19 protein-coding genes and 2 tRNA genes are annotated in these 26,365 nt (G+C 38.7%); 2 read left to right on the forward strand and 19 right to left on the reverse strand.

The features are described 5' to 3' along the window. Positions 1-3 precede the first annotated feature (3 nt). The 15 genes from hemA to ACEPXG_RS11375 all read right to left on the reverse strand — a co-directional run bounded on the left by hemA (position 4) and on the right by ACEPXG_RS11375 (position 21,443). Positions 4-1,368, reverse strand: coding sequence for a glutamyl-tRNA reductase (gene hemA / locus ACEPXG_RS11305; RefSeq protein WP_391202259.1), 1,365 nt, complete (start codon positions 1,366-1,368; stop codon positions 4-6). 1,124 nt (positions 1,369-2,492) lie between these two features. Continuing rightward, positions 2,493-3,074 (reverse strand): ribosome biogenesis GTP-binding protein YihA/YsxC, encoded by a 582-nt coding sequence (gene yihA, locus ACEPXG_RS11310; protein WP_391202261.1) that lies wholly within the window; start codon positions 3,072-3,074, stop codon positions 2,493-2,495. Positions 3,075-3,078: 4 nt separating this feature from the next. Next, on the reverse strand, positions 3,079-5,394 hold the full coding sequence (gene lon, locus ACEPXG_RS11315) for an endopeptidase La (RefSeq protein WP_391202264.1): 2,316 nt from the start codon (positions 5,392-5,394) through the stop codon (positions 3,079-3,081). 193 nt (positions 5,395-5,587) lie between these two features. Further along, positions 5,588-6,856 carry an ATP-dependent protease ATP-binding subunit ClpX gene (clpX, locus tag ACEPXG_RS11320; protein ID WP_391202267.1) on the reverse strand — a complete coding sequence of 423 codons (1,269 nt, stop codon included), beginning with the start codon at positions 6,854-6,856 and terminating at the stop codon, positions 5,588-5,590. Positions 6,857-7,022: 166 nt separating this feature from the next. After that, complete coding sequence (tig, locus tag ACEPXG_RS11325) at positions 7,023-8,303, reverse strand: trigger factor (protein ID WP_391202270.1); 1,281 nt, start codon at positions 8,301-8,303, stop codon at positions 7,023-7,025. 117 nt (positions 8,304-8,420) lie between these two features. Next, positions 8,421-9,431 (reverse strand): hypothetical protein, encoded by a 1,011-nt coding sequence (locus tag ACEPXG_RS11330; protein WP_391202273.1) that lies wholly within the window; start codon positions 9,429-9,431, stop codon positions 8,421-8,423. Between the two features lie 708 nt (positions 9,432-10,139). After that, complete coding sequence (locus ACEPXG_RS11335) at positions 10,140-11,603, reverse strand: alanine/glycine:cation symporter family protein (RefSeq protein ID WP_391202276.1); 1,464 nt, start codon at positions 11,601-11,603, stop codon at positions 10,140-10,142. A gap of 50 nt (positions 11,604-11,653) precedes the next feature. Beyond that, complete coding sequence (locus ACEPXG_RS11340) at positions 11,654-13,252, reverse strand: amidohydrolase (protein ID WP_391202279.1); 1,599 nt, start codon at positions 13,250-13,252, stop codon at positions 11,654-11,656. Between the two features lie 366 nt (positions 13,253-13,618). After that, positions 13,619-13,692: transfer RNA gene (locus tag ACEPXG_RS11345), tRNA-Arg, on the reverse strand. A gap of 430 nt (positions 13,693-14,122) precedes the next feature. Continuing rightward, positions 14,123-14,329, reverse strand: a complete 207-nt coding sequence (locus ACEPXG_RS11350; protein WP_391202281.1) for a hypothetical protein — start codon at positions 14,327-14,329, stop codon at positions 14,123-14,125. A 17-nt stretch (positions 14,330-14,346) separates the two neighbouring features. Further along, positions 14,347-15,804 (reverse strand): NCS1 family transporter, encoded by a 1,458-nt coding sequence (locus ACEPXG_RS11355; RefSeq protein WP_391202284.1) that lies wholly within the window; start codon positions 15,802-15,804, stop codon positions 14,347-14,349. A gap of 281 nt (positions 15,805-16,085) precedes the next feature. Beyond that, positions 16,086-17,348, reverse strand: a complete 1,263-nt coding sequence (gene preA, locus ACEPXG_RS11360) for an NAD-dependent dihydropyrimidine dehydrogenase subunit PreA (protein ID WP_391116226.1) — start codon at positions 17,346-17,348, stop codon at positions 16,086-16,088. 11 nt (positions 17,349-17,359) lie between these two features. After that, the gene (locus tag ACEPXG_RS11365) at positions 17,360-18,703 is read right to left on the reverse strand and encodes an NAD(P)-dependent oxidoreductase (protein WP_391202287.1); all 1,344 of its coding nucleotides are present in this window, start codon (positions 18,701-18,703) and stop codon (positions 17,360-17,362) included. A 28-nt stretch (positions 18,704-18,731) separates the two neighbouring features. Further along, positions 18,732-20,135, reverse strand: a complete 1,404-nt coding sequence (hydA, locus tag ACEPXG_RS11370; RefSeq protein WP_391202290.1) for a dihydropyrimidinase — start codon at positions 20,133-20,135, stop codon at positions 18,732-18,734. 60 nt (positions 20,136-20,195) lie between these two features. Then, entirely contained in the window at positions 20,196-21,443 is a 1,248-nt protein-coding gene (locus ACEPXG_RS11375) for a Zn-dependent hydrolase (RefSeq protein WP_391202293.1), read from the reverse strand. A gap of 213 nt (positions 21,444-21,656) precedes the next feature. Between ACEPXG_RS11375 and ACEPXG_RS11380 the strand changes: the two genes are divergently transcribed. Both ACEPXG_RS11380 and ACEPXG_RS11385 read left to right on the forward strand, forming a co-directional pair. Next, positions 21,657-23,018, forward strand: coding sequence for an aspartate aminotransferase family protein (locus ACEPXG_RS11380; protein ID WP_391209888.1), 1,362 nt, complete (start codon positions 21,657-21,659; stop codon positions 23,016-23,018). A gap of 22 nt (positions 23,019-23,040) precedes the next feature. After that, on the forward strand, positions 23,041-24,561 hold the full coding sequence (locus ACEPXG_RS11385) for a CoA-acylating methylmalonate-semialdehyde dehydrogenase (RefSeq protein ID WP_391202295.1): 1,521 nt from the start codon (positions 23,041-23,043) through the stop codon (positions 24,559-24,561). 282 nt (positions 24,562-24,843) lie between these two features. On the opposite strand, the gene ACEPXG_RS11390 is transcribed toward ACEPXG_RS11385, so the two are convergent. The 4 genes from ACEPXG_RS11390 to ACEPXG_RS11405 form a co-directional block, all read right to left on the reverse strand. Further along, positions 24,844-25,242 carry a tyrosine-type recombinase/integrase gene (locus ACEPXG_RS11390; RefSeq protein ID WP_391202298.1) on the reverse strand — a complete coding sequence of 133 codons (399 nt, stop codon included), beginning with the start codon at positions 25,240-25,242 and terminating at the stop codon, positions 24,844-24,846. 49 nt (positions 25,243-25,291) lie between these two features. After that, positions 25,292-25,438, reverse strand: coding sequence for a hypothetical protein (locus ACEPXG_RS11395; protein ID WP_391202301.1), 147 nt, complete (start codon positions 25,436-25,438; stop codon positions 25,292-25,294). Between the two features lie 108 nt (positions 25,439-25,546). After that, positions 25,547-25,620: transfer RNA gene (locus ACEPXG_RS11400), tRNA-Arg, on the reverse strand. Between the two features lie 231 nt (positions 25,621-25,851). After that, positions 25,852-26,352, reverse strand: coding sequence for a metallophosphoesterase family protein (locus ACEPXG_RS11405; protein WP_391202304.1), 501 nt, complete (start codon positions 26,350-26,352; stop codon positions 25,852-25,854). Positions 26,353-26,365 lie beyond the last annotated feature (13 nt).

Genomic DNA, 26,365 nt, shown 5'->3' on the forward strand with positions numbered 1-26,365 from the left:
TCACTAATAGGATAATTCTTCTTTTAATTTTTGGGATGCCAATAAAGTTTGTTTTAAGTTTATCTTTTCTCTCTCAGCTTGCATCATAATCTCTTTTTGTACATCTTCTTCAATCCCAAAGATTTGTTGAAACAATTGAAGTTGTTGCACGGACTCTTTTGCCGTCGATAATTCTTTTACTTGTAGAATTGGCTCTTTTAACAGCTGATTAATAATGGATTTTGTATGTTTGTTTAATACTTTACGTTCTCGATCTGTTAAGTTCGGCATTTTATTGTCAAGAGAAACCATTGTCTCTTCCTGAATACGAGTTGCTTTTTGTCTTAGCGCAGAAATTATTGGTACAACTCCTAATGTTGTAACCCAATCATTAAATTGCTTTAACTCTGTTTGAATCATTGTCTTAATTTCAGCAGCTGCACGTTCTCGTTCAGCTAAATTTGCTTCTACAATTCCTTGTAAATCATCAATATCGTATAGGAATACATTCGCTAAATCCCCGATACGAGGATCTAAATCTCTAGGTACTGCTATATCTATCATAAACAAAGGTTTACCTTTACGAAGACGTTCTACAAACTGCATCAATTCATAGTCAATAACGTACTCGGTTGCACCTGTTGAACTTATTAAAATATCCGCCTCTAACAACGCACATTGGAGCTCGTCCATCGGTTTTGCAGTACCATCAAATTTAGATGCTAATACTTCCGCTTTCTCAAATGTCCGGTTAATAACGGTTACTTTGCCAGCTCCACTACCATGAAGATTTTGAATAGCAAGCTCTCCCATTTTTCCAGCACCAATAATTACAATATGTTTATTGTTCAATGAACCAAAAATTTTCTTTCCAAGTTCTACCGCTGCATAAGATACAGATACTGCATTTTCGCCAATGGAAGTCTCTGCATGAGCACGTTTAGCAAATGTTACTGCTTGTTTAAATAACTGATTAAAAATAGTTCCAGTCGTCCCGTATTCTTGTCCATCTAAAAAGCTTCTCTTCACTTGTCCTAATATTTGTGTTTCGCCAAGAACCATCGAATCAATACCAGCTATCACTTGGAATAAGTGATTATTTGCTTGATCATCCTCATGAATAAATAAATAACGAGATATGTCTTCTAAAGGAATATCAAACCAGTTAGCTAAAAATTGCTTCACATAATATTTTCCTGTATGCAATTGGTCTACGGTCGCATAAATTTCCGTGCGATTACAAGTAGAGACAATGACATTTTCTAATATGCTTTTTTGATCCTGCAATGCTTGCATGGCATTCGGAAGCTCTGTTTCAACAAAAGAAAGCTTTTCTCGAATTTCCACGGGAGCAGTACGGTAATTGACACCTACCACGATTGTATGCATGGGATCATGTCACCCTTTCACGTTCATTTCATTAATCCAATTATACCATAGCGTTTTCACATGATTTGAACCAATTGTGAACAAGCTATGAAATTAACGTCCCTAGATTAGAATGATTATAAAATAATTTTATCAAACTTGTTGTGTCATTTCAAGGTATCTGTCCACAATTCCAAAAGACGCATTATTCTAAATAGTTAACAATAATGATGACTTATTTACCTTTCAAATAATGAGAAATATAAATTTTAAGAAAAACAGGGAAAAAGACGTCCGGTCCTTTTAAAAAGAGTAGCTTAGAAATACCGTCTAATTTCCGCTATGGCGGACGCTTTTCGCGGGCACGGCTTCAGTCTCCTCGTCACTGCGTTCCTGCGGGGCCTTCCGCTCATGCTATTCCCGCAGAAGTCGCCGCCTCCGCTCCAATCAACTAGTATGGGGAAAATAATAATTGCTTAGCAAGATAGATGACATGTAAATCCTATGAACATCAGTTAGAGAATTACATTTTATCCGGATGCACAAAATTTCACCAAAATTTTAAAAACAATAGCATCCCTTATTCAACAACGATTACAGGGTGGCATGATTACTGCGTTTACTTCAACTGATTCTATCCTCTTAGCGATAACTGGACAAAATCTTCTGGTTAGGTACTACTCACTAAATGGATTGTAGTGAAAGGTGGCGACTCCAGCGGGATGAGTGAGACAGATGTGACATCGCAAGCGACGCGAATGCGGCGGTGATGGCTCATCGCTCGCCCCGCGGAAAGCGTCCACCTGAATCGGAAATCCGCGGTATTATTTAATTCTTAAAAGTACTATGAACACTGGTTTTGGAGTATGAAAATCTATATACTTTCTTAATCTTCAAGAAGAGACGCTCTCGTCCTTTAAGTGCATTTTGTCTTTACTATTTCCAGAGTGCTTTGGACGACAATACAATTTCGTCCGCGCAGGGCTTCTTTATCAATAGACTTTCTCCATTTTTTAAGTTCCACTAACTAATTAATATAATACTTTATTATTTCAAAAAAACTGATCATTTATAGGCTATTATTCCCTAAATGATCAGTTATAATCTTTTTTTATTAGCGATTAGCATTTTTCAGCAATCTAAAATTACATTCTACACTCAATTTCTGCCCAAGCTGCGTCAAATCCAAGTCCTGTTTCAGATGAAAAAACAATTAAAGGATCATTCTTATCCATTTGCAGTTCATCTTTCACCATTTTCTTGTGTTTATCCCATTTACCTTTTGGAATTTTATCTGCTTTGGTAGAAACAACAATGCACGGGATATTATAATGCTTCAAAAAGTCATACATCATGCAATCATCTGCACTAGGTGGATGTCTTAAATCGACAATTAATAAAACTGCCTTTAAAATAGCCCTAGATGTGAAATACGTTTCAATCATTTTCCCCCATGCAGCGCGTTCGGTTTTAGAAACTTTTGCATATCCATAACCTGGTACATCTACAAAGATCAAATCTTCTTCTAACTTATAAAAGTTTAATGTTTGTGTTTTCCCAGGCTTTGATGAAATGCGTGCCATGCTTTTTCGACCAATCATTTTATTAATGAAAGATGACTTCCCAACATTGGATCTTCCTGCTAGGGCAAATTCCGGTAAATCTCCTTCTGGATATTGTGCTGGTCTTACAGCACTTATTAATAGTTCTACATTATTCACTTTCATGCTCTCACTCCTCTAATGCTATTTGAAGTACCTCTTCAGCATTGGAAACAAGCTTAAAAGTTAAGACCTCTCTAACACTTTCTGGTATATCTTCAATATCGCGCTCATTGTCTTTCGGACAAATAATCGTCGTAAGACCCGCGCGATGTGCACTTAATGTTTTTTCTTTCAAACCACCGATTGGTAATACTCGACCTCTTAGTGTAACTTCTCCTGTCATTCCCACTTCTCTTCGAATTGGACGTTTAGATAAAGCGGAAACTAATGCTGTGACAATCGTAATTCCAGCAGAAGGTCCATCTTTTGGAACTGCTCCTTCTGGGACGTGTATATGAATGTCAAATTTTTCATGAAAATTAGGGTCAATTCCGATTTTCTCAGCTTTGGATCGGACAAACGATAAAGCCGTTTGCGCCGATTCTTTCATCACATCTCCAAGTTTACCAGTTAACTGTAGCTTGCCATTACCAGGTGATAAAGAAACTTCAATTTGAAGCGTGTCCCCTCCCACAGTAGTATAAGCAAGCCCAGTAGCCACCCCGATTTGATTTTCCACTTCTGCTTGTCCATAACGGAACTTTTTCTTCCCAATTGTTTCTTCAATATTTTTCGATGTGATGGTTACACGTTTTTTCGTACCAGAAACGATCTGAAGTGCAGCTTTTCTACACATATTTGCAAGAACTCGTTCTAAACTTCTTACTCCCGCCTCACGTGTGTAATAGCGTATTACGTCTACAATCGCTTCATCCTTCACTTGAAGTTGTGTTTTAGTTAAACCATGTTCTTTCACTTGCTTTGGTAATAAATGATTTTTTGCAATGGACAGTTTTTCTATCTCCGTGTAACCTGCGATAGAAATTATTTCCATTCGATCACGTAGTGGACCTGGAATTGTACTTAAATCATTAGCAGTTGCGATAAACAAAACATTTGATAGATCATATGTTTCTTCGATATAATGATCGCTAAATGTATTATTTTGCTCTGGATCCAATACCTCTAACATAGCTGCAGAAGGATCTCCTCTAAAATCATTTGACATTTTATCAATTTCATCTAGTAAAAATAACGGATTTATCGTTCCTGCTTTTTTCATTCCTTGGATAATCCGTCCCGGCATTGCCCCTACATATGTTCTGCGATGCCCACGAATTTCTGATTCATCGCGAACTCCTCCTAGCGAAATACGAACAAAATTACGGCCCAATGATTCTGCAATCGATTTTGCTAAAGAGGTTTTACCTACTCCAGGGGGTCCTGCTAGACACAAAATTGGACCACGAAGCGATTTAGTCAATTGACGAACAGCTAAATATTCCAAAACTCTTTCTTTCACTGACTCCAAACCTTCATGATCACGATTTAATATTTGTTCTGATTTTTTAATATCAAGCGTGTCTTCTGTTGATTTGGACCATGGAATCGAAACAATCCACTCAATATAGTTTCGAATGACGCCACTTTCTGGCGCTTGAGTTGGAAGTTTTTCATAACGATCCAATTCTTTTAATACATTATTTTTCGTCGTTTCAGGTAAACCTGCATGCTCAATTCTTTTTTTCAAATCTGCAACTTCACCGGTTTTACCTTCTTTATCACCAAGCTCTGTTTGAATAGCTTTCATTTGTTCTCGAAGATAAAATTCTTTTTGTGTTCTTTCCATTGCATTTTTAACACGATTGCTAATTTTTTTTTCTAAATTTTGAATCTCTTGTTCATTGTACAAACGGCCTATTAATGTTTCTAAACGCTCTTTTATATCCATAATTTCTAAAATTTCTTGTTTACCTGACACTTTTAATGGTAAATGCGAAGCAACCATATCCGCAAGTCTTCCAGGTTCTGCAATATCTACAACCGACTTATAAGTCTCTTCTGATACGCTCTTCGATGCCTTTGAATACTTTTCAAAATTATGTATTAAAGTTCGCATTAGCGCTTCGTCTTCTTGGTCTGCTTTTACCGGCTCAATATAGGCAGACACCGAAACTTCATCGTACATTTCTCTTTCTTTGTATTCATCCCAAATGGCTCTTTGTAAACCTTCCACTAATACTCGAAATGTTCCATTTGGTAACTTCACCATTTGTTTGACGTTTGCTAAAATTCCAACATCGTATAAATCTTCCACAGTTGGTTGTACTAAATTCATATCTCTTTGCGCAACAAGAAACACTTTTTCTTCACGTAACATCGCTTCATTTAAAGCTGCTACAGAACGTTCTCTGCCGACATCAATATGAAGAACCATCGTCGGATAGACCAACAAGCCTCGTAGTGGTAATACAGGATAATACGTCTTATTTTTTTCCGTCATTTTGGAAAGTCACCTCCGTCTAATTCTGTCCGATTTATTCACTAATTAAACAGTAAACCAATCCTATCTAGTGCTGTTTAGTCTAAGCGGACTTCTCCCGCTGTTCTATGAATATAAATAAGGAGAAAAAGCTGACATCCTTGATTGCACTTAGCAAGCGCATATTGGAAGCCAGCTTATTTCAATGGCTTATTTAAGCCGATGTTTTTTCGTTATCTTTTTCTACTTCAGTTCCATCTGCTAACAAAAGCTTTGGTGTTGCTTTTTCCGTGATTGTTTCTTTTGTCACAACACACTCTGCAATGTCGTCTCTTGATGGCAGCTCAAACATAACATCAAGCATTATGTTTTCAATAATCGAACGAAGTCCACGAGCACCTGTTTTACGCTCAATTGCTTGTTTCGCTATTTCTACTAATGCATCCTCTTCAAATGTTAGTTTCACATTATCGAGCTCAATCATTTTTTGATATTGTTTTGCAAGTGCATTCTTAGGTTCCGTTAAAATTTGTACAAGCGCTGGAACGTCTAATTGTTCTAAGCTTGCCAATACTGGTAAACGTCCAATAAATTCTGGTATTAAACCGAATTTCAACAAATCTTCTGGTATAAGTTGACCAAGTACGGAACTTGCTTCTACTTCTACTTTATTGGGATTTGCTCCAAATCCAATTACTTTTTCGCCCAAACGACGTTTAATAATTTGATCTATTCCATCAAATGCTCCTCCAACGATGAATAAAATATTCGTTGTATCGATTTGAATGAATTCTTGATGTGGATGTTTACGTCCTCCTTGAGGTGGTACGCTAGCTACTGTGCCTTCTAAGATTTTAAGAAGTGCTTGTTGAACACCTTCACCTGAAACATCTCGCGTAATGGAAGGATTTTCAGATTTACGTGCTACTTTATCTATTTCATCGATATAAATAATCCCTTTTTCTGCTCGTTCAATGTCGTAGTCCGCTGACTGAATCAGCTTTAAAAGAATATTTTCTACATCTTCTCCCACGTAACCCGCTTCAGTTAAAGACGTAGCATCTGCAATCGCAAATGGAACATTCAGAATACGCGCAAGCGTTTGAGCAAGTAATGTTTTACCACTACCTGTTGGACCTATTAATACAATATTCGATTTAGATAATTCCACTTCGTCAATTACGCTATTTGAATTAATTCGTTTGTAATGGTTATAAACAGCTACTGCAAGTGATTTTTTTGCTCGCTCTTGTCCGATTACATATTCATCTAGTATGGATAATATTTCTTTTGGTTTTGGAACTTCTTTAAATTCTATTTCTTCCTCTACACCAAGTTCTTCTTCTACAATTTCAGAACACAAATCGATACATTCATCACAAATATATACACCTGGTCCTGCAACTAGCTTACGAACTTGTTCTTGTGGTTTACCACAGAAAGAACATTTTAAGTTCCCTTTTTCATCATTAAATTTGAACAAAATATTCACCCCTATTCAAGCAATTATCTTACAAGATTCTTTAGAAGGAATCAAATAATAAGTTTAAGTATGTCTGTTAATGTCGGAAAATCTATGTATAGATAAAACAAGGCACAGACATTTTTACTGTACCTTGTTCTATTTATTATAACGCTTTTTACTCGAATTATGAAATTTTTGCGTTTTCGACTAAGAAGTCAACCGTTTTTTGGAAACGTAGATCGTTTTCAAGTACCGCAGTACCGCCAAGTGCTTTTTTTATGTCTTCAGCAGGCATATTAAATTGTGCACTCATTTTTTCAAGTTCTGCATTTATATCTTCTTCAGTTGCTTGAATTTTTTCTTTTTCACCAATTGCTTCAAGTGTTAATGAAACTTTCACGCGTTTTTTAGCATCTTCTGCCATTTGTTCACGCAGTGCATCTTCACTTTGACCAGAGAATTGATAGTAAAGATCTAAGTTCATACCTTGTTGTTCCAAACGTTGACCAAACTCTTGTAGAATACGATCCGTTTCCGTTTCGATCATTACTTCTGGAATATCAACTGTTACATTTTCAGCAGCAGCTTCTACTAGATCATCGCGAAGCGTTTGTTCAGCCAATTGTTTTTTCTCTTCAGCAGTTACTTCTTTAAGTTTAGCACGTAATCCTTCGATACCCTCAACCTCTGCATCTACTTCTTTTGCAAAGTCATCATTTAACTCAGGAAGTTCTTTTCCTTTTACTTCTTTCACTGTAACCTTGAATACAGCTTCTTTACCAGCTAATTCAGCAGCGTGATATTCTTCTGGGAATGTTACAGTTACGTCTTTTTCTTCGCCATTTTTTGAACCGATTAACTGTTCTTCAAAACCTGGGATGAAAGTGTTAGAACCGATTTCTAAAGAGTAGTCTGTTCCAGTTCCACCTTCAAATGCTTCATCTCCAACAAATCCTTCAAAGTCGATTACAGCAGTATCTCCTTCAACGATTGCATCTTCTTTTATAGCTAGTTCTGCTAAACGAACTTGTTGGCTTTGAAGTTGCTCTTCAATTTCTGCATCTGTTACTTCTGTTTCTAATTTAGTTACTTCTAAACCCTTGTAATCTCCAAGAGTAACTTCTGGTTTTACAACAACTTTCGCAGTAAATACTAGCGGTTGTCCTTTTTCCATTGTTACGATATCGATTTCAGGACGATCGATTGGATCAATTCCAACTTCGTCAACAGCATTTCCATAAGCTTCTGGAAGAATGAAGTCTAAAGCATCTTGGTATAAAGATTCTACGCCATACATTTTTTCAAACATTGGACGTGGCATTTTCCCTTTACGGAATCCCGGTACATTGATTTGTTTTACTACTTTTTTGAATGCTTGATCTAAACCTTTAGTTACTACATCTGTAGAAACTTCCACTGTTAACAGACCATTATTACCTTCTTGTTTTTCCCATTTTACTGACATATATTCTACCTCCAAAAATAAATTACATAATTTAGCAGCCTGTAAAAATTAGTAACAGGACAGGTTTTCACTAATTATATTGACAACTTGTATATTATAGCATAGTTGAATAGACTTTCAACATTTATCATTATCTATTATTGCTGTAGAATCGTCCACTAATTTGATGAGTTCATATAAATCATTTGGTTGGCCGTTTTCCATTCCTAATAATGTATCTACAAAATTTATATAGCCCTCTGCTACCTCTTCATCACTATATCCTACCCAATCAAATGGGAATAATGCATACGCATGACTATGAACTAGCCCAACAGTCATTTCAAATTTAGAAGGAGTTTTTTCTAACAATTTATGAACGCATAAATTTATATTTTCTATTCGATCCACAGCATTTGGAGCCGGGGGTGTAACAGGATTGATTTTTTCCTTAAAACCAAACTTTTCAATTATTACTTCGGTTGTTTCACCAATTGCTCCTAGTACTAATAAAGCCAGTGTCCGAACTGCAGGATAGACTTTTTTACTTTCTGCAATTTTTATAATATCTGGTAAAGCTTCTGTGACATCTGCCAAAAAAGACTTTTGCAATAATTGTTCCTGTTCTTCTAAACGTAGCTTGGTAAATACGTCTATTTTGAACTTTTCTACCTCAACATTTGGAGAAATAGAATTACCCATGTGTAGTTGATTTTCTTTTTCCCTTGCAAGTTTTCCGCTCAATTCTTTTAACTGAAGGAAATTTTTCTTTCGTTCTTTTGAAAATCTTTTGTCCACAAGCAGTTTGTTTAATAAGGTATCTACTTCATTATAGTCTTTCAAATCAAGTAAAATGGTCAAGTACAATTCAACAATTTGTTCGAGCATCGGAGATTTTTTCTGCAATAAATTCTCACAAATTTCTTTAGCTTCTAGTTGACGTTTTGTTTCTAACAAAGTAAGTATGTAGACACTTAAGATCGTATCATCTAGTTCCACATACTTTTTTGCTTCATCAAAGCATCCTGCTGCTTCCAAATAATTATTTTCTTCCGCAAAGGCTAAACCATCATTTATGAGTTTATTCACCATTCCTGGAAAGACGATAACATTTTCATTGTTTATTAGGCCATATTTTTTATCCTTCATTTTACTCGCCTACCTTTACCATCGATATGTATAAGTATATACTATATCATTTTGTACTATTTTCCTATGCTTTCTTAAAAAATAATTGTAAATACCCTCCTATCTTTGAGAAAAGGAGGGTTAAAACTTAAATGTTGGATAAGTACAAATAGAAAAGCTGTTTTAGTCGGTGATAATTTTGGACTGGTCTTCACCATTTCTTGGGATAAGAAAAACGCAAGCGACTTTCAAGCGCATCTTGTCTTTAGTATTACCAGAGTGCTTTGGACGAAACACTGGCTACACTATTACCCTAGTAATTTAGCTCGTGAAGTGACTGCGTCACTTCACGAGCCATTTTTTTCGGTAATCTTGTGGCAGATGTTTGTCCGTCGCCCTCTTGAAATATGTAGAGACAAGGTGCTTAAGGTTTGGTTAATAAGAGATTAGATAATTTCCTATTCTTTTAAAAGCGGACGAAGATGCAATTTCGTCCGCTCTGCGCTTTTTTATCTATAGATGCTATCTATTTTTTTCAGATTCCACCAACTCTAATTATCTGCCAACTGATTCATATATATTGTGTACGGTAAAAGGAATAACAAATAAGATCAAGCCATTGTAGGATTAAAGTGAATACTGGATCTTTAGTATATCGATTTCATATACATGCTCTCTCAAGAAAACCGCAAAGTGTAAATTCTTTGCGGTCGCTCTACTATTTGAAAGTTACTTTTTCTTTTTCTTCACTTTGTCTTCATAAAAGACACTGAAATTTGGATCAATGGTTCCTATATTCAAATATCGGGCTTTATAATCCCGAAGTAACTCGAAAAACTTTTTACTTAATATTAAAATAACAACTAAGTTTACAAATGTCGGTATGGCTGTAGTTATATCAGCAAAATACCAAACGGCTTTTCCAGGTAGATTATAGTTTACTGCGTAAATTACCATCAAGGAACCTGGAATTGGATATAGCCATTTAAAAGCGGTCAAAATTTTATACTTGAGTGTAATCTTCTTCTTATCGTTGAACAGGTGCCGCAACAAAATTTCATAATACGTGTACCAACCGGTAGATGTGGTTAACCCGAACAAAAAGATGGATATCGCAATAATATAACGGCCAAATTGACCAATTCCTGTTTCAAATGCGGAAAGTGTTAACGCAGCACCATCTAGACCGGATGACCATACCCCAGTTATAATAATGGTAAAAGCTGTGATGGAACAAATGATAATCGTATCAATAAAAACTTCTACCGCTCCCCACATTCCTTGTTTAATGGGGTGATCTGTTTTCGCTGTAGAATGAATCATCGGCGAAGTACCCCAACCAGCCTCGTTACTATAAACTGATCGCGCTACTCCCATTCGAATCACTTGAGCAATAACAGCCCCCGTGAAACCACCGACAGCTGCCGCTCCAGAAAATGCACTATCAAAAATTAGTGCGAATGCTGGTCCTATTTCAGAATAATTCTTAAAAATGATAAATAGACCTGCTAACACATAAAACATACACATAAAAGGAACAAGCAAAGAAGCAATCTCACCAATTCTCTTTATTCCACCATAAATAATAATATAAATAATCGTTAGATAAATAAACGATGAAGGAATCATGCCAATATTAAAAGTAGAACTTACCGCTTCAGATATCGTATAGTTTTGTAGTGTTATAAAAAATGTCGTAAAGATGCCGAAACCGAAAAGAATAGCAGGTACTTTCCAATATTTAAACTTCTTTTCCTCACCAAGCCCCTTCTCCATATAATAAGTCGGTCCACCATACGGATTTCCTTTTTCATCCGTATTCCGGTAATACACAGAAAGTGATACTTCCACAGTTTTGGTGATCATTCCTAGAAGCGCTGTAAGCCACATCCAAAAAACGGCTCCTGGTCCTCCTATTGCAATGGCCGTTGCTACGCCTCCGATATTCCCTACTCCGACACTGCCACCAATAGCAGTACTAACTGCTTGAAAAGGTGTTAGAATTCCTTTTGTATCCTTCGATTTATCTCTTTTGGAAAATACTTTCCCGAACGTATTTTTGAATATATGAGGCAAATAACCGAATTGAAATAACTTACTCCCTATCGTAAAATATAAACCTACAAATAACACTGTGAAAATTAGCGGTAATCCCCATAGCCAACCAACAATTGTTTCAAGTATAGCATCCACTATCCATACCCCCTTTAAGAATTGGTGTCACCATTTTTACTTTACTTATGCTATTTTCTATATTTTATTTCTCCGCCGATAATTGTCATTTCAACTTCCGTGGACAAAAGCTCATCAGCTGATTTCATCTCAAATAAGTCTTTCGACAGAACTGACATATCACATAGTTTTCCTATTTCAAGCGTACCCTTCACATTTTCCTCGTTCGTTGCATAAGCACCTCCTATTGTAAATAATTGAACAGCTTCGAACATCGATAATTTCTCTTGTGGATTGTATCCATTGTGCGTTTCCCCCACTTTCTTACGTGTAACGGCTGCATGCATTCCCAGTAATGGATTTAAAGGTTCAATCGGAGCATCAGAACCTCCCGCACATAAAACCCCTGCTTTCAGAAGTGTTTTAAAGGGATAAGAACAGTTCGATCTCTCCTCCCCCAATCTTTCGATAATCCATGGGTAATCACTTGAGACAAACTTCGGTTGAACATCTGCAATTCTATTTGGATTTACTAGTCTATCAATTAGATTTTCGTTCAATATCGAGACGTGAATAAGCCGATCACGGTATTTAGCAGGTTCAAATTGATCTAATATATCCAATACATTTGTCAATGCCTGATCACCTATCGTATGAACTGCAACAGGCAAATTCTGTGCACGTATATCTCGAATAATATCCAACAGTTCCTTTTGGCTATACATGGCATTCCCTGAATTAGTGGGAGCATCACTATATGGTTTGGAAAGTAGTGCTGTACTACCCCCAAGGGCACCATCCGCGAAAATTTTGATCGCGCCAATCATTACTTTATTATTTCCAAAACCAGTAGACATACCTGCCGTTTTTAATTCCTCTAGATAGGCATAGTCTATTAAAAGATTACTTCTCGGGCCAATGCCTTCATTGTTCACAAGTTCATCAAATAATTTATAAGTTTGGATTGCACCCCCTAAATAATTAGGGTCATTTGTATGAATACTCGTAAATCCCAAACGAACCGATTCTTCCATCGCTATCTTTAGAGCATTTTTTAACTGCATGTAACTTTTTTTAGGAATATGCTTTGTTACAATCGTCGATGCCGTTTCTAACAATAGGCCAGTCGGCTTTTTAGAAGTCGGATCAATTACTACCATACCACCGTAAGGAATAGCCATTTCCGGATGATATCCGCTTAGAAATAGTGCTTTCGTATTCACTAAAAATGCATGTCCACATACTCTTGGTAGAAATAACGGAAAAAACGGCGCTGCATAATCTAGTTCTTGAATAGTGGGAATTTGCTTATCAGGAAAGACATTTTCATCCCATCCACGTCCTAAAATCCATTCGCCAGGTTGTAATGTAACCGATTTATTTTTAATAAGAGTCAACAATTCATCTTTTGACTTTACACCTGTAAGATCAAGTTCCTGTGCATTGATACCGACACTAGATATATGAAGGTGACTATCGATTAAACCCGGAACTACCGTCTTTCCCTCTAAATCAATTATAGTTGTTCCATTTCGACCCCATTGTAATAACAACGCTTCGGAAGATCCCATATCAATAATTCTTTCATTACTCGTAACCAAGCACTGTACAAAAGGTTTTTTGAGATTCATCGTGTAAATATTGCCATTTGTAAAAATTGTCGTTTGCAAGAAAATTATCCCCTTTCTTTTTCTTTCTCATAACCCAATTCTAAATGAGTAATAATTGTAAAGAAATATTAAACTATAGAATTTTAAATATTCTGTATTTTAGAAAGAGTATATGATTACTCAGCTGAAAATAGAACAATTTAGGTTTGGCTAAGGACTTATTTATATAAAAAATAGCAAGAGCGGAAAATTTAAATAAGAAATGAGATTCAAATAATGAGGTGAGTACTATGTATGCTTAAACTTAAAACTCTATCTACTTTAAAGGAATTCTCATAAAACAAAAAAAACACTTCAATTCCCTATATAACTAGGAATTGAAGCGTTTTGATGTCGACTCTAAATGATTCTTTCAGAGCCTAGAAACGTCCCAGGAGAGATTCGAACTCCCGACCGACGCCTTAGAAGGGCGTTGCTCTATCCAGCTGAGCTACTGAGACTTAAGAACAAAGAAATTTTAGCATCTTTGGAACAATATATTCATCGTGACCAAATTTAGCTACTTAATTAGTATAATGGAAATCTAACATTTTGCAAGCTTTATTTAACTTTTTTAAGGCGACTGATTCACTCAAACAACAGATGCTAACCTAAATGTTGCAAGTAACAAAGTTTTCATCATTCATATACTATATGATAAAGAGAATTATTCATGAATCATTAAATTCAAATAATCCCCTTTATATTTTTCTTTGAAAAAAAGGTTGTAAATGTTGAATAAACAACATTTACAACCTTTTTTATTGCTTCATACTTTACTATATTACGTCCCCAGGAGGATAATGAAGATAAAAAGATAACATTAAAACTCTATTCTAGTATGTAATAGAATAGAGTTTTCGCCACTTCATATTAAATTGACATACCTTTTTACAACAGGGTTTGTTCTAGGAGCTTTGCCGCAAAATATTTACGCGCTTCGGCAGTCACAATCTGCAAAGTTATTTCTTCTTCCTGCCGTTTAAACTCGACAAACATCCCGCTTAAATTTTCCTGTACTGAATGGACTTTAAAGCCCTTGTCAAAATAGTCATCTACTTGTTCCATTTCATCCAAACTTAACAAATGATCCGACATAGACACACCCCACTTTTTTATTCAGCCTTTTTTTCTTCAATTTCTTGCACGACGATATCGTCCCAATCGTGACCAACTGTAATACCCAAATACTTGGCGTCACTAGGATCGTCTAGTTCGGCTTGCGGGTACTTTTTGAACCACCAATATTTCGCCAAGACATAGTACACGAGCGCCCCCACGAAAAAGCCCACCAATGAAGAATACGTTGGGAACATATTCGCTAAAGCTCCACCGATCACCCAAGCGATTAATCCCGCCAAGTTAAAGCCATTCATATATTTATATTGGCCGTCTAACTCGTACAGTTCTTTTACGTTCACACGACGTTTACGGATTAAATAATAATCGGCGAATAATATCCCCACAATTGCTGTTAAAATACCGCCAATGATTAATAACGCATCGACTAATACGCCAAATAAGCTCCACGGCTGTACTACAATTCCAATAACCCCCGCTATTATAACACCAGCCCAGAATGGCACTTTTGGTCCGCCAATGTTTGAGAAAATCGTTGCCGCAGGAATAACATTTGCGGACGTGTTTGTTGACCATTGCGCTAACACAATCATTAGCAATAAAACCCCTAACACAATTCCACTTGCACTTTGCTGCAAGGCATTTATCGGATCCGCAGATGCTACTGCCATATAAGCCACTGCACCTATAGTTACCATAAATGTATTGGTAATCGGCATCACGATTAAAGAGCCAATTAACTGCGTTTTATTGCGCTTGAACCAATTGCGTTCATTTTTTGGCGCTTTAAAGAAACGTGATAGTGTTGGCATATCTGCTGCTAACGTTGCCCAGAATCCCATGTTCGCCATCATCACAACCATGAATGCTGTAAAAGCTGCCAATCCTGTCGTCGGTGATTCTATCCAAGTCCACACATTTTTCCCTTGAGCCGTTGCGTGATCGGCAAGCGTAATATACATCCAGCACGATATTAATATAATAACCGGCGCAGCAAAATCCGCAAAGCGCTCAATGGATTTAATGCCTAGCGAGGTGTTAATTAACTGTAATGCCGCAAAAACAAGGAAACATAAAAACCAATTATTAAAGTCAAATAATAAATTCAAAATCCCATTGATAGCCATTGCACCAAAATAGGTGTTAAGCCCAAACCAACAAGCAGCTGTCACCCCACGAACGAGGGATGGTATGTGCGTGCCAATTGTACCAAATGGGGCACGCATATAAACCGGGAAGGATAAGCCGTGCTCAATACCAATGTCACCGATTAATGTCATAAATACACCGATTAAAACGGAACCTATCACAGTCGCTAAAATTAACATAGGCAATGACAAATTCATAATAGCTGATCCACCAATTGCAAAGGCGGCTAAAACGATGGCCATCCCTATCCAAATTACTGCAAAACCAAATGTCCCGATACTTCTTTTTTGATGTGTTACTGGAAGTAAATCTGGTGATTTTAAATAATCTCCACCATTCGCCATACATGTCTCTCCCTTATATTAGATTTCCAGTTAACGCACAAATAATTGCCTACTTTTTTTATGGCTCTACACCAAAATCTGTACTTGGGACCATATTCTACTAAAGATTTTTTTCATTTGGCATCCTAGATGAGACCTTTGAACGTGGCTTTTAGGGGAACGAAGGCTAATAACGTCATGTCCTGTGCCACGTCTTCATTCCCAATATCCCGTTGACCCGAAGCCGCTCGTCGGACGCTCCATGAAAAAGCACAGTCAGAACGGATATCCACCCTACTTTTTTATCGAGTAAAATTGCTGATAAGTGATTGACGTTCGTTCCAAGTCATTGGCGCAATAGTTGACATTCTTTCGACCATCGAAATCGCACCGTCTACGGGGCACACAATCGCGCATAAATTACAGCCTACACAATCTTGTTCACGTACTTTTAGCATAGGGCGACCACTCTCTGTGTACAGGTCAATACATTGATGCGACGTATCTTCACACGCAATATAGCATTTATTGCAATTAATACAAACATCATTATTAATTTCAGCAACAATATTGTAGTTTAAATCTAAGTCACCCCAGTTAGAATAACGTTGAACCGACTGCCCGACTATATCCATCACTGAGGAAATGCCCTTCTCATCCAAATAGTTATTAAGTCCATCAATCATATCTTCAACAATACTAAATCCGTGGTGCATCGCTGCTGTACAAACTTGTACGCCTGTTGCACCCATCAGCAAAAATTCCGCAGCATCCTGCCAATTTGAAATCCCACCAATTCCTGAAATTGGTACATTGACGAAAGGATTCCGTGCACATTCTGCAACCATATTTAGTGCAATCGGCTTGACAGCAGGACCACAATATCCGCCATGTGCCCCCTTCCCACCAACATGCGGCACCGTATTCCATGAATCTAAATCGACACCCGCTAAGCTGTTAATCGTATTAATCATACTAACAGCATCTGCCCCGCCACGCACTGCCGCTTCTGCCGTCATCGTAATATCCGTAATGTTTGGCGTTAACTTTACGATAACAGGTGTACGTGCAACCTCCTTCACCCAGTACGTTTGCTTTTCAACCAATTCAGGTACTTGACCAGAGGCAGCTCCCATTCCTCGTTCTGCCATCCCATGTGGACAACCAAAATTAAGCTCAAGACCATCAACCCCCACAGCTTCTACTTTTTTGACAATCTCATGCCACTTTTCCTGCTGTGGCTCTACCATTAATGAAGCGATAATGGCATGATTAGGAAATCTTTTTTTCGTTTCAAGAATTTCCTGTAAATTAACCTCTAACGGACGATCCGTAATGAGCTCAATATTATTAAAGCCCGCTACTCTCTGTCCGTTAAAGCTGACAGCCGCAAATCGCGATGAAACATTTAAAATTGGTTCTCCTAATGTTTTCCAAACTGCACCACCCCAGCCCGCTTCAAATGCACGTTGCACTTGATAGCCCGAATTTGTCGGTGGTGCCGATGCTAACCAAAATGGATTCGGTGATTTAATCCCGGCCAAGTCAATTCGTAAGTCTGCCATGCTACATCCCCCTATGCATTCTCGCTCGGTTTTCTCAAATGCTTATGAATGGTGTAAGCAGCATCTTTACCTTGTTGTGCAGCTGTTACCACCATTGCTTCCCCTTGGCCATTGCCGAACACGACATCTCCACAAGCAAACACTTTGTCATTAGATGTTTGCAAAGTCGTTTCGTCAATGTCTACTACTCCGTTTGTATGCTGTAATCTAAACGCTTCAATAAGCGAGACAAAGCGCGTTTGCCCAATTGCTTTAATGACCGCATCCACCTCTAAAACAAACTCAGATCCCTTGATTACTTCAGGTCGTTTCCTACCGTCTGCTCCAGCATTTCCAAGCTTCATCTTGACGCATTCAAGTCCCATTACTTTCCCTGCCTCATCACCAATAATCTGTTTCGGCGCTGTCAGCCACTTAAATCCAACGCCATCCTGTTTGGCAAATTCATATTCATATTGATAGGCAGTCATCTCTTTTTCTGTTCTTCTATAAAGAATGTCCACTTGCTCCGCACCTAGTCGCACAGCACAGGTTGCACCATCGATGGCTGTGTTACCTGCACCGATAACCGCAACACGTTTATCGATTAAGTCTTCCGTTAGTGCACCCATTTTCGTGCGCTTTACAAACTCAATGGCATCATGAACGCCATCTAGCTCCTCACCTTTAATGCCAAGATTAGGCACGACCCCCATACCAACCGCTAAAATAACGCTGTCATATTGCGCTAAAATTTCATCAGCAGATATATCTACGCCTACTCTTGTGTTTGTTTTAATGTCCACACCAAGCTTTACAACTTGAGCCACTTCCCAATCCACTACTTTATTGGGTAATCTGAATGACACAATTCCATAGTTGCCCAAGCCACCTGCCTTTGCTTCTGCTTCAAAAATTGTGACACTATAGCCGAATCGACTAAGTTCACGCGCCGCCGATAGACCAGCTGGACCTGCGCCAACAATCGCTACCTTTTGTCCATTTGGTTCACCTTTCTTAAATAGCTCGACGTCTGATTCCATCGCCCAATCTGTTGCATAACGTTGCAATTGTCCTATTTTAATAGGTTTTGTCGATGAATTTAACACACATGCTCCTTCACATAACACCTCGGTCGGACATACTCGCGCACAGCTTGCACCAATCGGATTTGCCTCCATAATCGTCATGGCCGAACCTTTCATATTATTGGAAGCAATTTTTTTGATGAAATTCGGAACTTGAATACTTGTCGGACACGCTGTAATGCAAGGTGCGTCATAGCAGTACAGACAGCGATTAGCCTCTTCCATTGCTTCATTTTTTGTCATCCTGCTAGTCATTTCCACAAAGTTTCGTTCGAGTTGCGAGTTCATTGAAACATTCCCCCTCATGGATTGATGTTTACATGGTGATAGTTTGTACAGTCGTCGGCTGCAGTGCACGCTTGATATATTGGCCACTGCCTAATTCGCCTACAAATTGTTTGTTTTTAATGACGTATTCTCCACGCACAAGTACACTGATAGGCTCTCCTGTCACTTCCCAGCCCTCATATGGGTTGTAGTCTACATTCATATGGTGGGTGTTTGCTGAAATCTCACGTTTTACCGCAGGATCAAAAATTACGATATCCGCGTCAGAACCAATAGCAATCGTTCCCTTTTGTGGATATAAGCCGAAAATTTTTGCGGCATTTGTCGAAATCATATCGACGAAGTCATGGATGGATATTCGTCCTTTCACCACACCTTCAGAAAATAAAATGCTGAAACGATCTTCGATAAACGGTCCACCATTTGGAATTTTAGAAAAGTCATTTAACCCTAATTGCTTTTTCCCGTTAAAGCTAAATGAACATTGGTCCGAGCCAATTGTTTGCAGTTGCTTGGCTTTCAACGCATTCCACAAATGCTTTTGATGATACTTCGGACGAAGTGGTGGTGACCAAACATATTTCGCCCCCTCGAAGCCTGGCTGTCCTAACGCTGACTGATCGAGCGTTAAATAAGGTGGACATGTTTCCCCATACACATCATAGCCCTTTTCACGCGCTGCGATAATTTCATCTAGCGCTTCTTTACACGTCACATGCACAACATAAAGCTTGGCTCCTGCAATATGCGCTAGTTCAATGGCCCGTTTCGTGGCCTCACCCTCTAATTCTGCGGGACGCGTCAGTGCGTGATAAATTGGCGCCGTCTGACCAGCTAGCTTCGCCTCCTCTACTAATTCGTCGATGACTGAGCCATTTTCACAGTGCACCATGACAACAGCACCCATGTCTTTTGCGATTTTAAAAGCTTTGAACAGCGTACGGTCTGTCGCCTGGAATTCTTTCGCGTAAGCCATGAACACCTTGACTGAAGTAATCCCTTCCTGCTCTAGTATCAACGGTAACTCGTCTTCTGTTTCAGGCGTTAAATCACCAATCATTAAATGGAAACCGTAGTCTATGGCTGATTTACCCTTTGCTTTTACATGCCACTTTTCCACAGCCGTCGCAAGTTTTTCTTCACCCGCAGATAAGCAAAAATCTAAAATGGTCGTCGTCCCACCGAAGGCAGCCGCGATTGTACCCGACTTCCAATCATCGTCTGTCACCGTGTTGTTGAACGGCATATCCAAATGCGTATGAGGATCAATCCCCCCGGGCATCACGTATTTACCCGTTGCATCTACAATTTCCGCTCCATCAGCTGATAAGTTTTTGCCGATTTGTACAATTTTACCGTTCTCTATTAAAATATCTGCCTCGTACATATCTGAGGCTGTCGCTATAAGTCCACCTGTAATTATTTTTTTCACATTAATCTCACCTTTCCATTAATGAATGTAAGTTTTATTAACATCTGGTAATATGCTAGTTCATTGATTTAGTGTGTATTTGCCACCCATGCTGAACTTCTTTTGTAGTGTCAACACGGTTGCCAATAACACGTCTGCTCCCTTGGCACAGTCTTCAAATGTTGTTTCTTCCTCCTCGCAATGACTTTTTCCATTGATACTTGGAACAAAAATCATTGCTGATGGGATGAAGCTCGCGATATACTGCGCATCGTGCCCGGCCCCACTGAACATTCGATGGAAGGAATAGCTAAGTTCATGACATGATTTTTCCACTTCAGTGCAAATAGCTACATCAAAAAATACCGTCTCCCGCCCCCATAGCTTGACCGGGCGAATGTGGCAACCATTTTCCTCTAAAGCTAAGCCTGTCAATAGTTTCTCTACTTTACGCATCACCGCGGGATTTTGATGACGCGAATCAATGCTAAACACTACTTCTTTCGGAATGACTGTATGGATATTTGGTGCCACATGCATACGCCCAAACGTGAACACAAGCTCTTCGTCAATTTTGCCTAACTGCTCATGCAAAGACGAAATTAGACGAGACGCCACAATCATCGGATCTTTACGCATCGACATCGGTGTTGTGCCAGCGTGATTTGATTCACCTGTCACGGTAATTTCATAGCACACCATGCCTAAAACGCCTTCGACCACACCTATATCACGCTGCTTTTCTGCTAACACTGGTCCTTGTTCAATATGCAACTCAATATAAGCAAGCGCATCTGTTAAACGACTTCCTTGCTCCCCCTCATAGCCACTTGCCTGCAATGCTTCTTGAAAAGTAATGCCATTTTTATCGAGAGACTTCAGCATTTTTTCTTTACTGAATTTTGAAGCGAGTACACCGGAACTCATCATCGCCGGATCGAAGCGTGCACCTTCTTCATTCGTAAAATTCACAAGCATTAATGGAACATCGAGCTCAACGTCGTTTTCTTTTAAAGTTCGTATCGCCTCTATGCCTGTTAAAATACCTAAGACACCATCAAACCTGCCACCTTTTTCAACTGAATCTAAATGTGATCCTATCACGATTGGTTGGCAATCTTTTTTTCCTGGTAGAGTCGCATAGATATTGGCCATATCATCTATTTGAATATCCATGCCTAAATCTTTGCATATTTCACAAAAATAGTCTCTCCCTAATACATCCTCTTTTGATAGGGACAAACGGGTTACGCCTCCATTGACAGTTGCACCAAATTGACTAAATCGTTCAATCAACTCCTGTAATCGACTGCGATTACTTTTAAACATATGCAAGTCCTCTCTTTCATAGTTATTAATAAATGATTCATTATAAAAACTATAAAGCAAGTGTATTCGGGATATACGGATATAATACTAAAAGTTTATATATCTTACATTGAGTACAAATCTACTTTTCCGAATAAACTGAGTAATTTGGCTATAGAATAATATAAATGATGGATTGATAGCATAAGATAAATGAAGGAGTGATGATATTTGATGAAGAATTTAACGAGTCAAAATTGGCAAGTAAAAGATGAACAATATGTATGGCATTCCATGAAGCCCTACAACCCAAACGCGACGGCAATCATTCAGAAATCAAAAGGCGCGTGGATAACGGACATTGATGGGAAATGTTATTTAGATGCCATGTCTGGTTTATGGTGTGTAAACGTTGGCTACGGGCGAGAGGAAATAGCCAAGGTCGCTTACGAGCAATTACTGGAAAATACCTATACTCCCCTATCCGTTGGGCACATCCCTGCCATTCAACTAAGCGAAAAAATCAGCGAATTATTAGGCGATGATTATGTTGTTTTTTACTCTAATAGTGGTTCAGAGGCGAATGAAGCCGCCTTCAAAATCGCACGTCAATACCATCAGCAAAAAGGGCACACAAATCGCTCTAAATTTATTTCTCGTTATCGTGCCTACCACGGCAGTACGATGGGGGCATTAGCGGCAACAGGACAAGCACAGCGCAAATATAAATACGAACCGTTAGCACCTGGTTTCATTCATGTTGCACCACCAGATACCTACCGTGCAAACGAAGATCATTATACAGAGCCAGCTGCCCTACCATCTGTTCAGGCGATCGATAATGTCATGACGTGGGAAATGTCCGATACGATTGCCGGCGTTATACTCGAGCCTATTATTACGGGCGGCGGCGTGATAATGCCACATGCGGACTATTTGCGTGGCGTAAAAGCAGTTTGTGAAAAGCATGGGGCCTTGCTCATTGTCGATGAAGTAATTTGCGGCTTCGGTCGTACAGGCAAAGCATTCGGCTTCCAAAACTATGGCATTCAGCCGGATATTGTAACCATGGCAAAAGGTTTAACAAGCGCATATATGCCGTTATCTGCTACAGCTGTGCGTCGCGAAATTTATGAGGCCTTTGCAGGGAGCGAGGAGTACGACTTTTTCCGCCACGTCAACACATTCGGGGGTTCTCCAGCGGCTTGTGCAGTTGCCCTCAAAAATATCGAAATTCTGGAAAACGAAAATTTATTTGCTCGCTCAGAAGAAATGGGAGCAATTCTCCATGCAGAACTACAAGAACGCTTAAAGAATCATCCAAATGTGGGCAACATCCGCGGTAAAGGCTTATTGATAGGCATTGAACTTGTAAGTGACAAAAATACCAAAGCGCCACTTGATGTAACTGCTGTCAACAGAGTCATTTCTTTATGTAAAGAACAAGGGGTAATCATCGGAAAAAATGGTGTCACGGTTGCAGGCTTTAACAATACTTTAACACTCGCTCCACCACTGATTATTTCATTAGCAGAAAAAGATTTGATTGTTGAAAAACTTACGCACGCTTTAAATGAACTACTGCCAAATGCGTAAAACACAAAGGGGAAATGATTGAATGGTAACGAATACAGAGGTAAAAGAACTAGGGCACTTTATTAATAATGAAATCGTTGCAGGCTTAAGCGGTCACTTCTCAGATGTTTTCAATCCAAGTTCAGGGGCAGTGATTGCACGTGTCCCTATTGCAACAAAAGAGGAAGTGCAAGGCGCAATTGCAACTGCTAAAACAGCATTTCCAGCTTGGCGCGCCCTATCAGTTGGCAAACGCGTTGAAATTGTTATGAAGTTTCGTCAATTGATGACCGATCGTATAGATGCACTTATCGACATCATTTGTCTTGAAAGCGGTAAAACAATCGAGGATGCCAAGGGTGAAATCACACGTGGTTTAGAATCCGTCGATTTAGCCATCAATGCACCTCACCTATTAAAAGGCGAATACTCCGTAAATGTGGGCGGAGATATTAATGCTTATTCTGCAAAAGTACCACTCGGCGTCGTTGCAGCGATTTCCCCATTCAACTTTCCAGTAATGGTGCCACTTGCCATGACTAGTATGGCGGTCGCAGTCGGCAATTCCGTCATTTTAAAGCCGTCCGAGCGCGTGCCCTGCTCCGCATTATTTTTATCGGAACTGTGGAAAGAAGCGGGTTTACCAGATGGTGTTTGGACAGTCATCAATGGCGACAAAGATGCGGTCAACGAGCTATTAGAAAACCCTGCTATTGAAGCCATTTCGTTTGTCGGCTCCACAGCAGTCGCTGATTATATTTACACAACCGGTTCAAAATACGGCAAGCGCGTTACGGCATTAGGTGGTGGCAAAAACAATATGATTGTCATGCCAGATGCAGATTTAGAACAAGTCGCAAACGCATTTTTAGGAGCTGCTTATGGGGCCGCTTCCCAACGCTGTATGGCCATTTCCACAATCATTCCCGTTGGCGAAGAAACAGCGAATAGCCTTGTCGAAGTACTGGCTGATAAAATCTCAAAATTAAAAGTGGGGCCATACACAGATTCAGACGTTGATTTTGGACCTGTTATTACAAAGCAATCAAAGGACGCGATCATTGGCTTTATCGACCGCAGCCTAGAAGAAGGCGCTACACTTGTATGCGATGGTCGCAACCCAGACATCGCTGAAAATTCCAACGGCTTCTATCTAGGTCCTACCCTATTAGATAACATCAAACCTGGCATGGAAATTTATGAGCAAGAAGTTTTTGGTCCTGCTCGTAACGTCGTTCGGGTAGATTCATTAGAGGAAGCAATCGACTTAATCAATGCACATGAGCTCGGTAACGGTGTCACAATTTTCACGAATAACGGGGCGGCCGCTCGCAAATTTACAACGGAGATTGAAGTCGGCATGGTTGGGGTAAACGTGCCAATTCCAATTCCTGTTGGTTATCATAACTTTGCTGGTTGGAAACGCTCTCGATTCGGCGAGGGGCATATGTTTGGGCCTGACCAAGTCCGCTTCTTCACCAAAACCAAAACCATTTCAGAAAAATGGTTTGAAGAAAACAGCGAATCCGTGTCAACATTTGCTTTTCCAAGTAACAACGACTGATGGTACGCGTAAAATATACTACTAGTCATTCAAAAAATTAGCTCTTATTCCTAAAATCGCAAATGCTTTTTAGTTAAAAATAGGGCACCTCTTGTTCGTTATTGAACCGATATGCTCCCCATTAGGTAGACAGATTAGAAAATTCTGTTTATCTAGGGGAGTATTTTTTATGGCTCGAAGTAAGTATTCTATTGAAGTAAAATTACAAATTCTTGATTTATTAATAATAGTAATAAATAAATTACTGTTATCTTCTTTGTATTCATCTCTGATGAGATTATTCTACTTTACAATTATTTGTAATAGGTAAAGCATTTGTTCATCTACATGTAAAATTGATCCATTATGATTCTTCATAACCTCTCCGTCAAGTTGTAATCTTTGATAAACAAAATCAATTTGCTTTTCATTCATACGTGCAATTGTCCCAATCCGTAATCCACAACGATACATTAGTAAAACAGCTGTGGCATTTCTCAAATCTAAGAATTTTATATAGTCGAGAACAGATAATAATAAATTTACATCTTCATCTGTTGCCCCTACCTTAATTTCAGTATCCACTTTGATATTTTCTGACCGCCAAAACTTATTGGTCAACCATCCATTATCAAAATAACGTACTAAAAATGCTTTGAAGCACTTCAAACGTGTTAATTTAGTTGTATTTTTGACATTCATCTTTTCTAGCCAAGTGTAAATATCATCGCTGGTTATAACTATCAGAAATTCAACTTAGTTCCCTGATAAAGTAATGCACAATTGTACGGTAATCGTATAACGTTCTTTCACGACAGCCACTTACTTCAAGTTGCTTTATAATCACAGTCAATGCTTGTTCAATTTGAATATCAAATATCCCCTTCTTTTTGGACAAAGAAAAAAACACCTCCACCTACAATTCTTTAGTACAGAAACTCGACTGACCGAGTACTGTAAAATTGAATCATAAGCGAAAGTGCTTATTTCTCTAAATATAACGTTACGTCCCAGGAGAGATTCGAACTCCCGACCGACGCCTTAGAAGGGCGTTGCTCTATCCAGCTGAGCTACTGAGACCAAGTACTCCCCCACCACACAGATAGGAAAGACAAGATTTATTATATAATGATAATAACTTTAAGTCAATGCTATTTCGTATTTTTTTAAAAAGTTGAGTTATTAAAATGTTTTGCTCCTAGTTATTAAAGATATTACTCCCGGTCTAATACCATATGCGAGATTCAATACCTCTAAGCAACCTGGTAGAATTCTTAGATTAACTCACAAATTAATAACACATTTATATCTTTAACATTCAAAATGAACTTGTTCAAGTAATTGATGTTCTGCAGAAAAAAAGGATACCTTCCATTGTTTGTCCAACTTTTCTACAATTGCATAGCTCTTTTCTTTTCTTCCACGCGGGAGATGTAGGCTACCTGGATTCACAAAAAGAATACCATTATTTACTTCTGCACCAAGCAAATGGGAATGACCAAAGAATACAACGGATGCTTGTACTTCCTGTGCACGATAATATATTGGCATTAGCGTCGATTTGATTTGATATAAATGTCCGTGCGTCACATAGATTGTTTCGTTTTCCACTTGAAAAGTAACATCATTAGGGAAGCGAGGATCAACATCACAATTCCCTTTGACAACATGTATGGATTTACCTTCAAAATAAGCAAAGTCCAGTTCACTATCACCACAATGAATCACAGCGTCCACATCTTGGTGAACCTGCATAACCTGTTCCATCATTTTTGTGTCACCATGTGTATCACTCATTAGTAATAACTTCATCCCATTACCTTCT

The organism is Psychrobacillus sp. L4, assembly GCF_042944905.1.
In the GTDB taxonomy this organism is placed as follows: Bacteria; Bacillota; Bacilli; order Bacillales_A; family Planococcaceae; genus Psychrobacillus.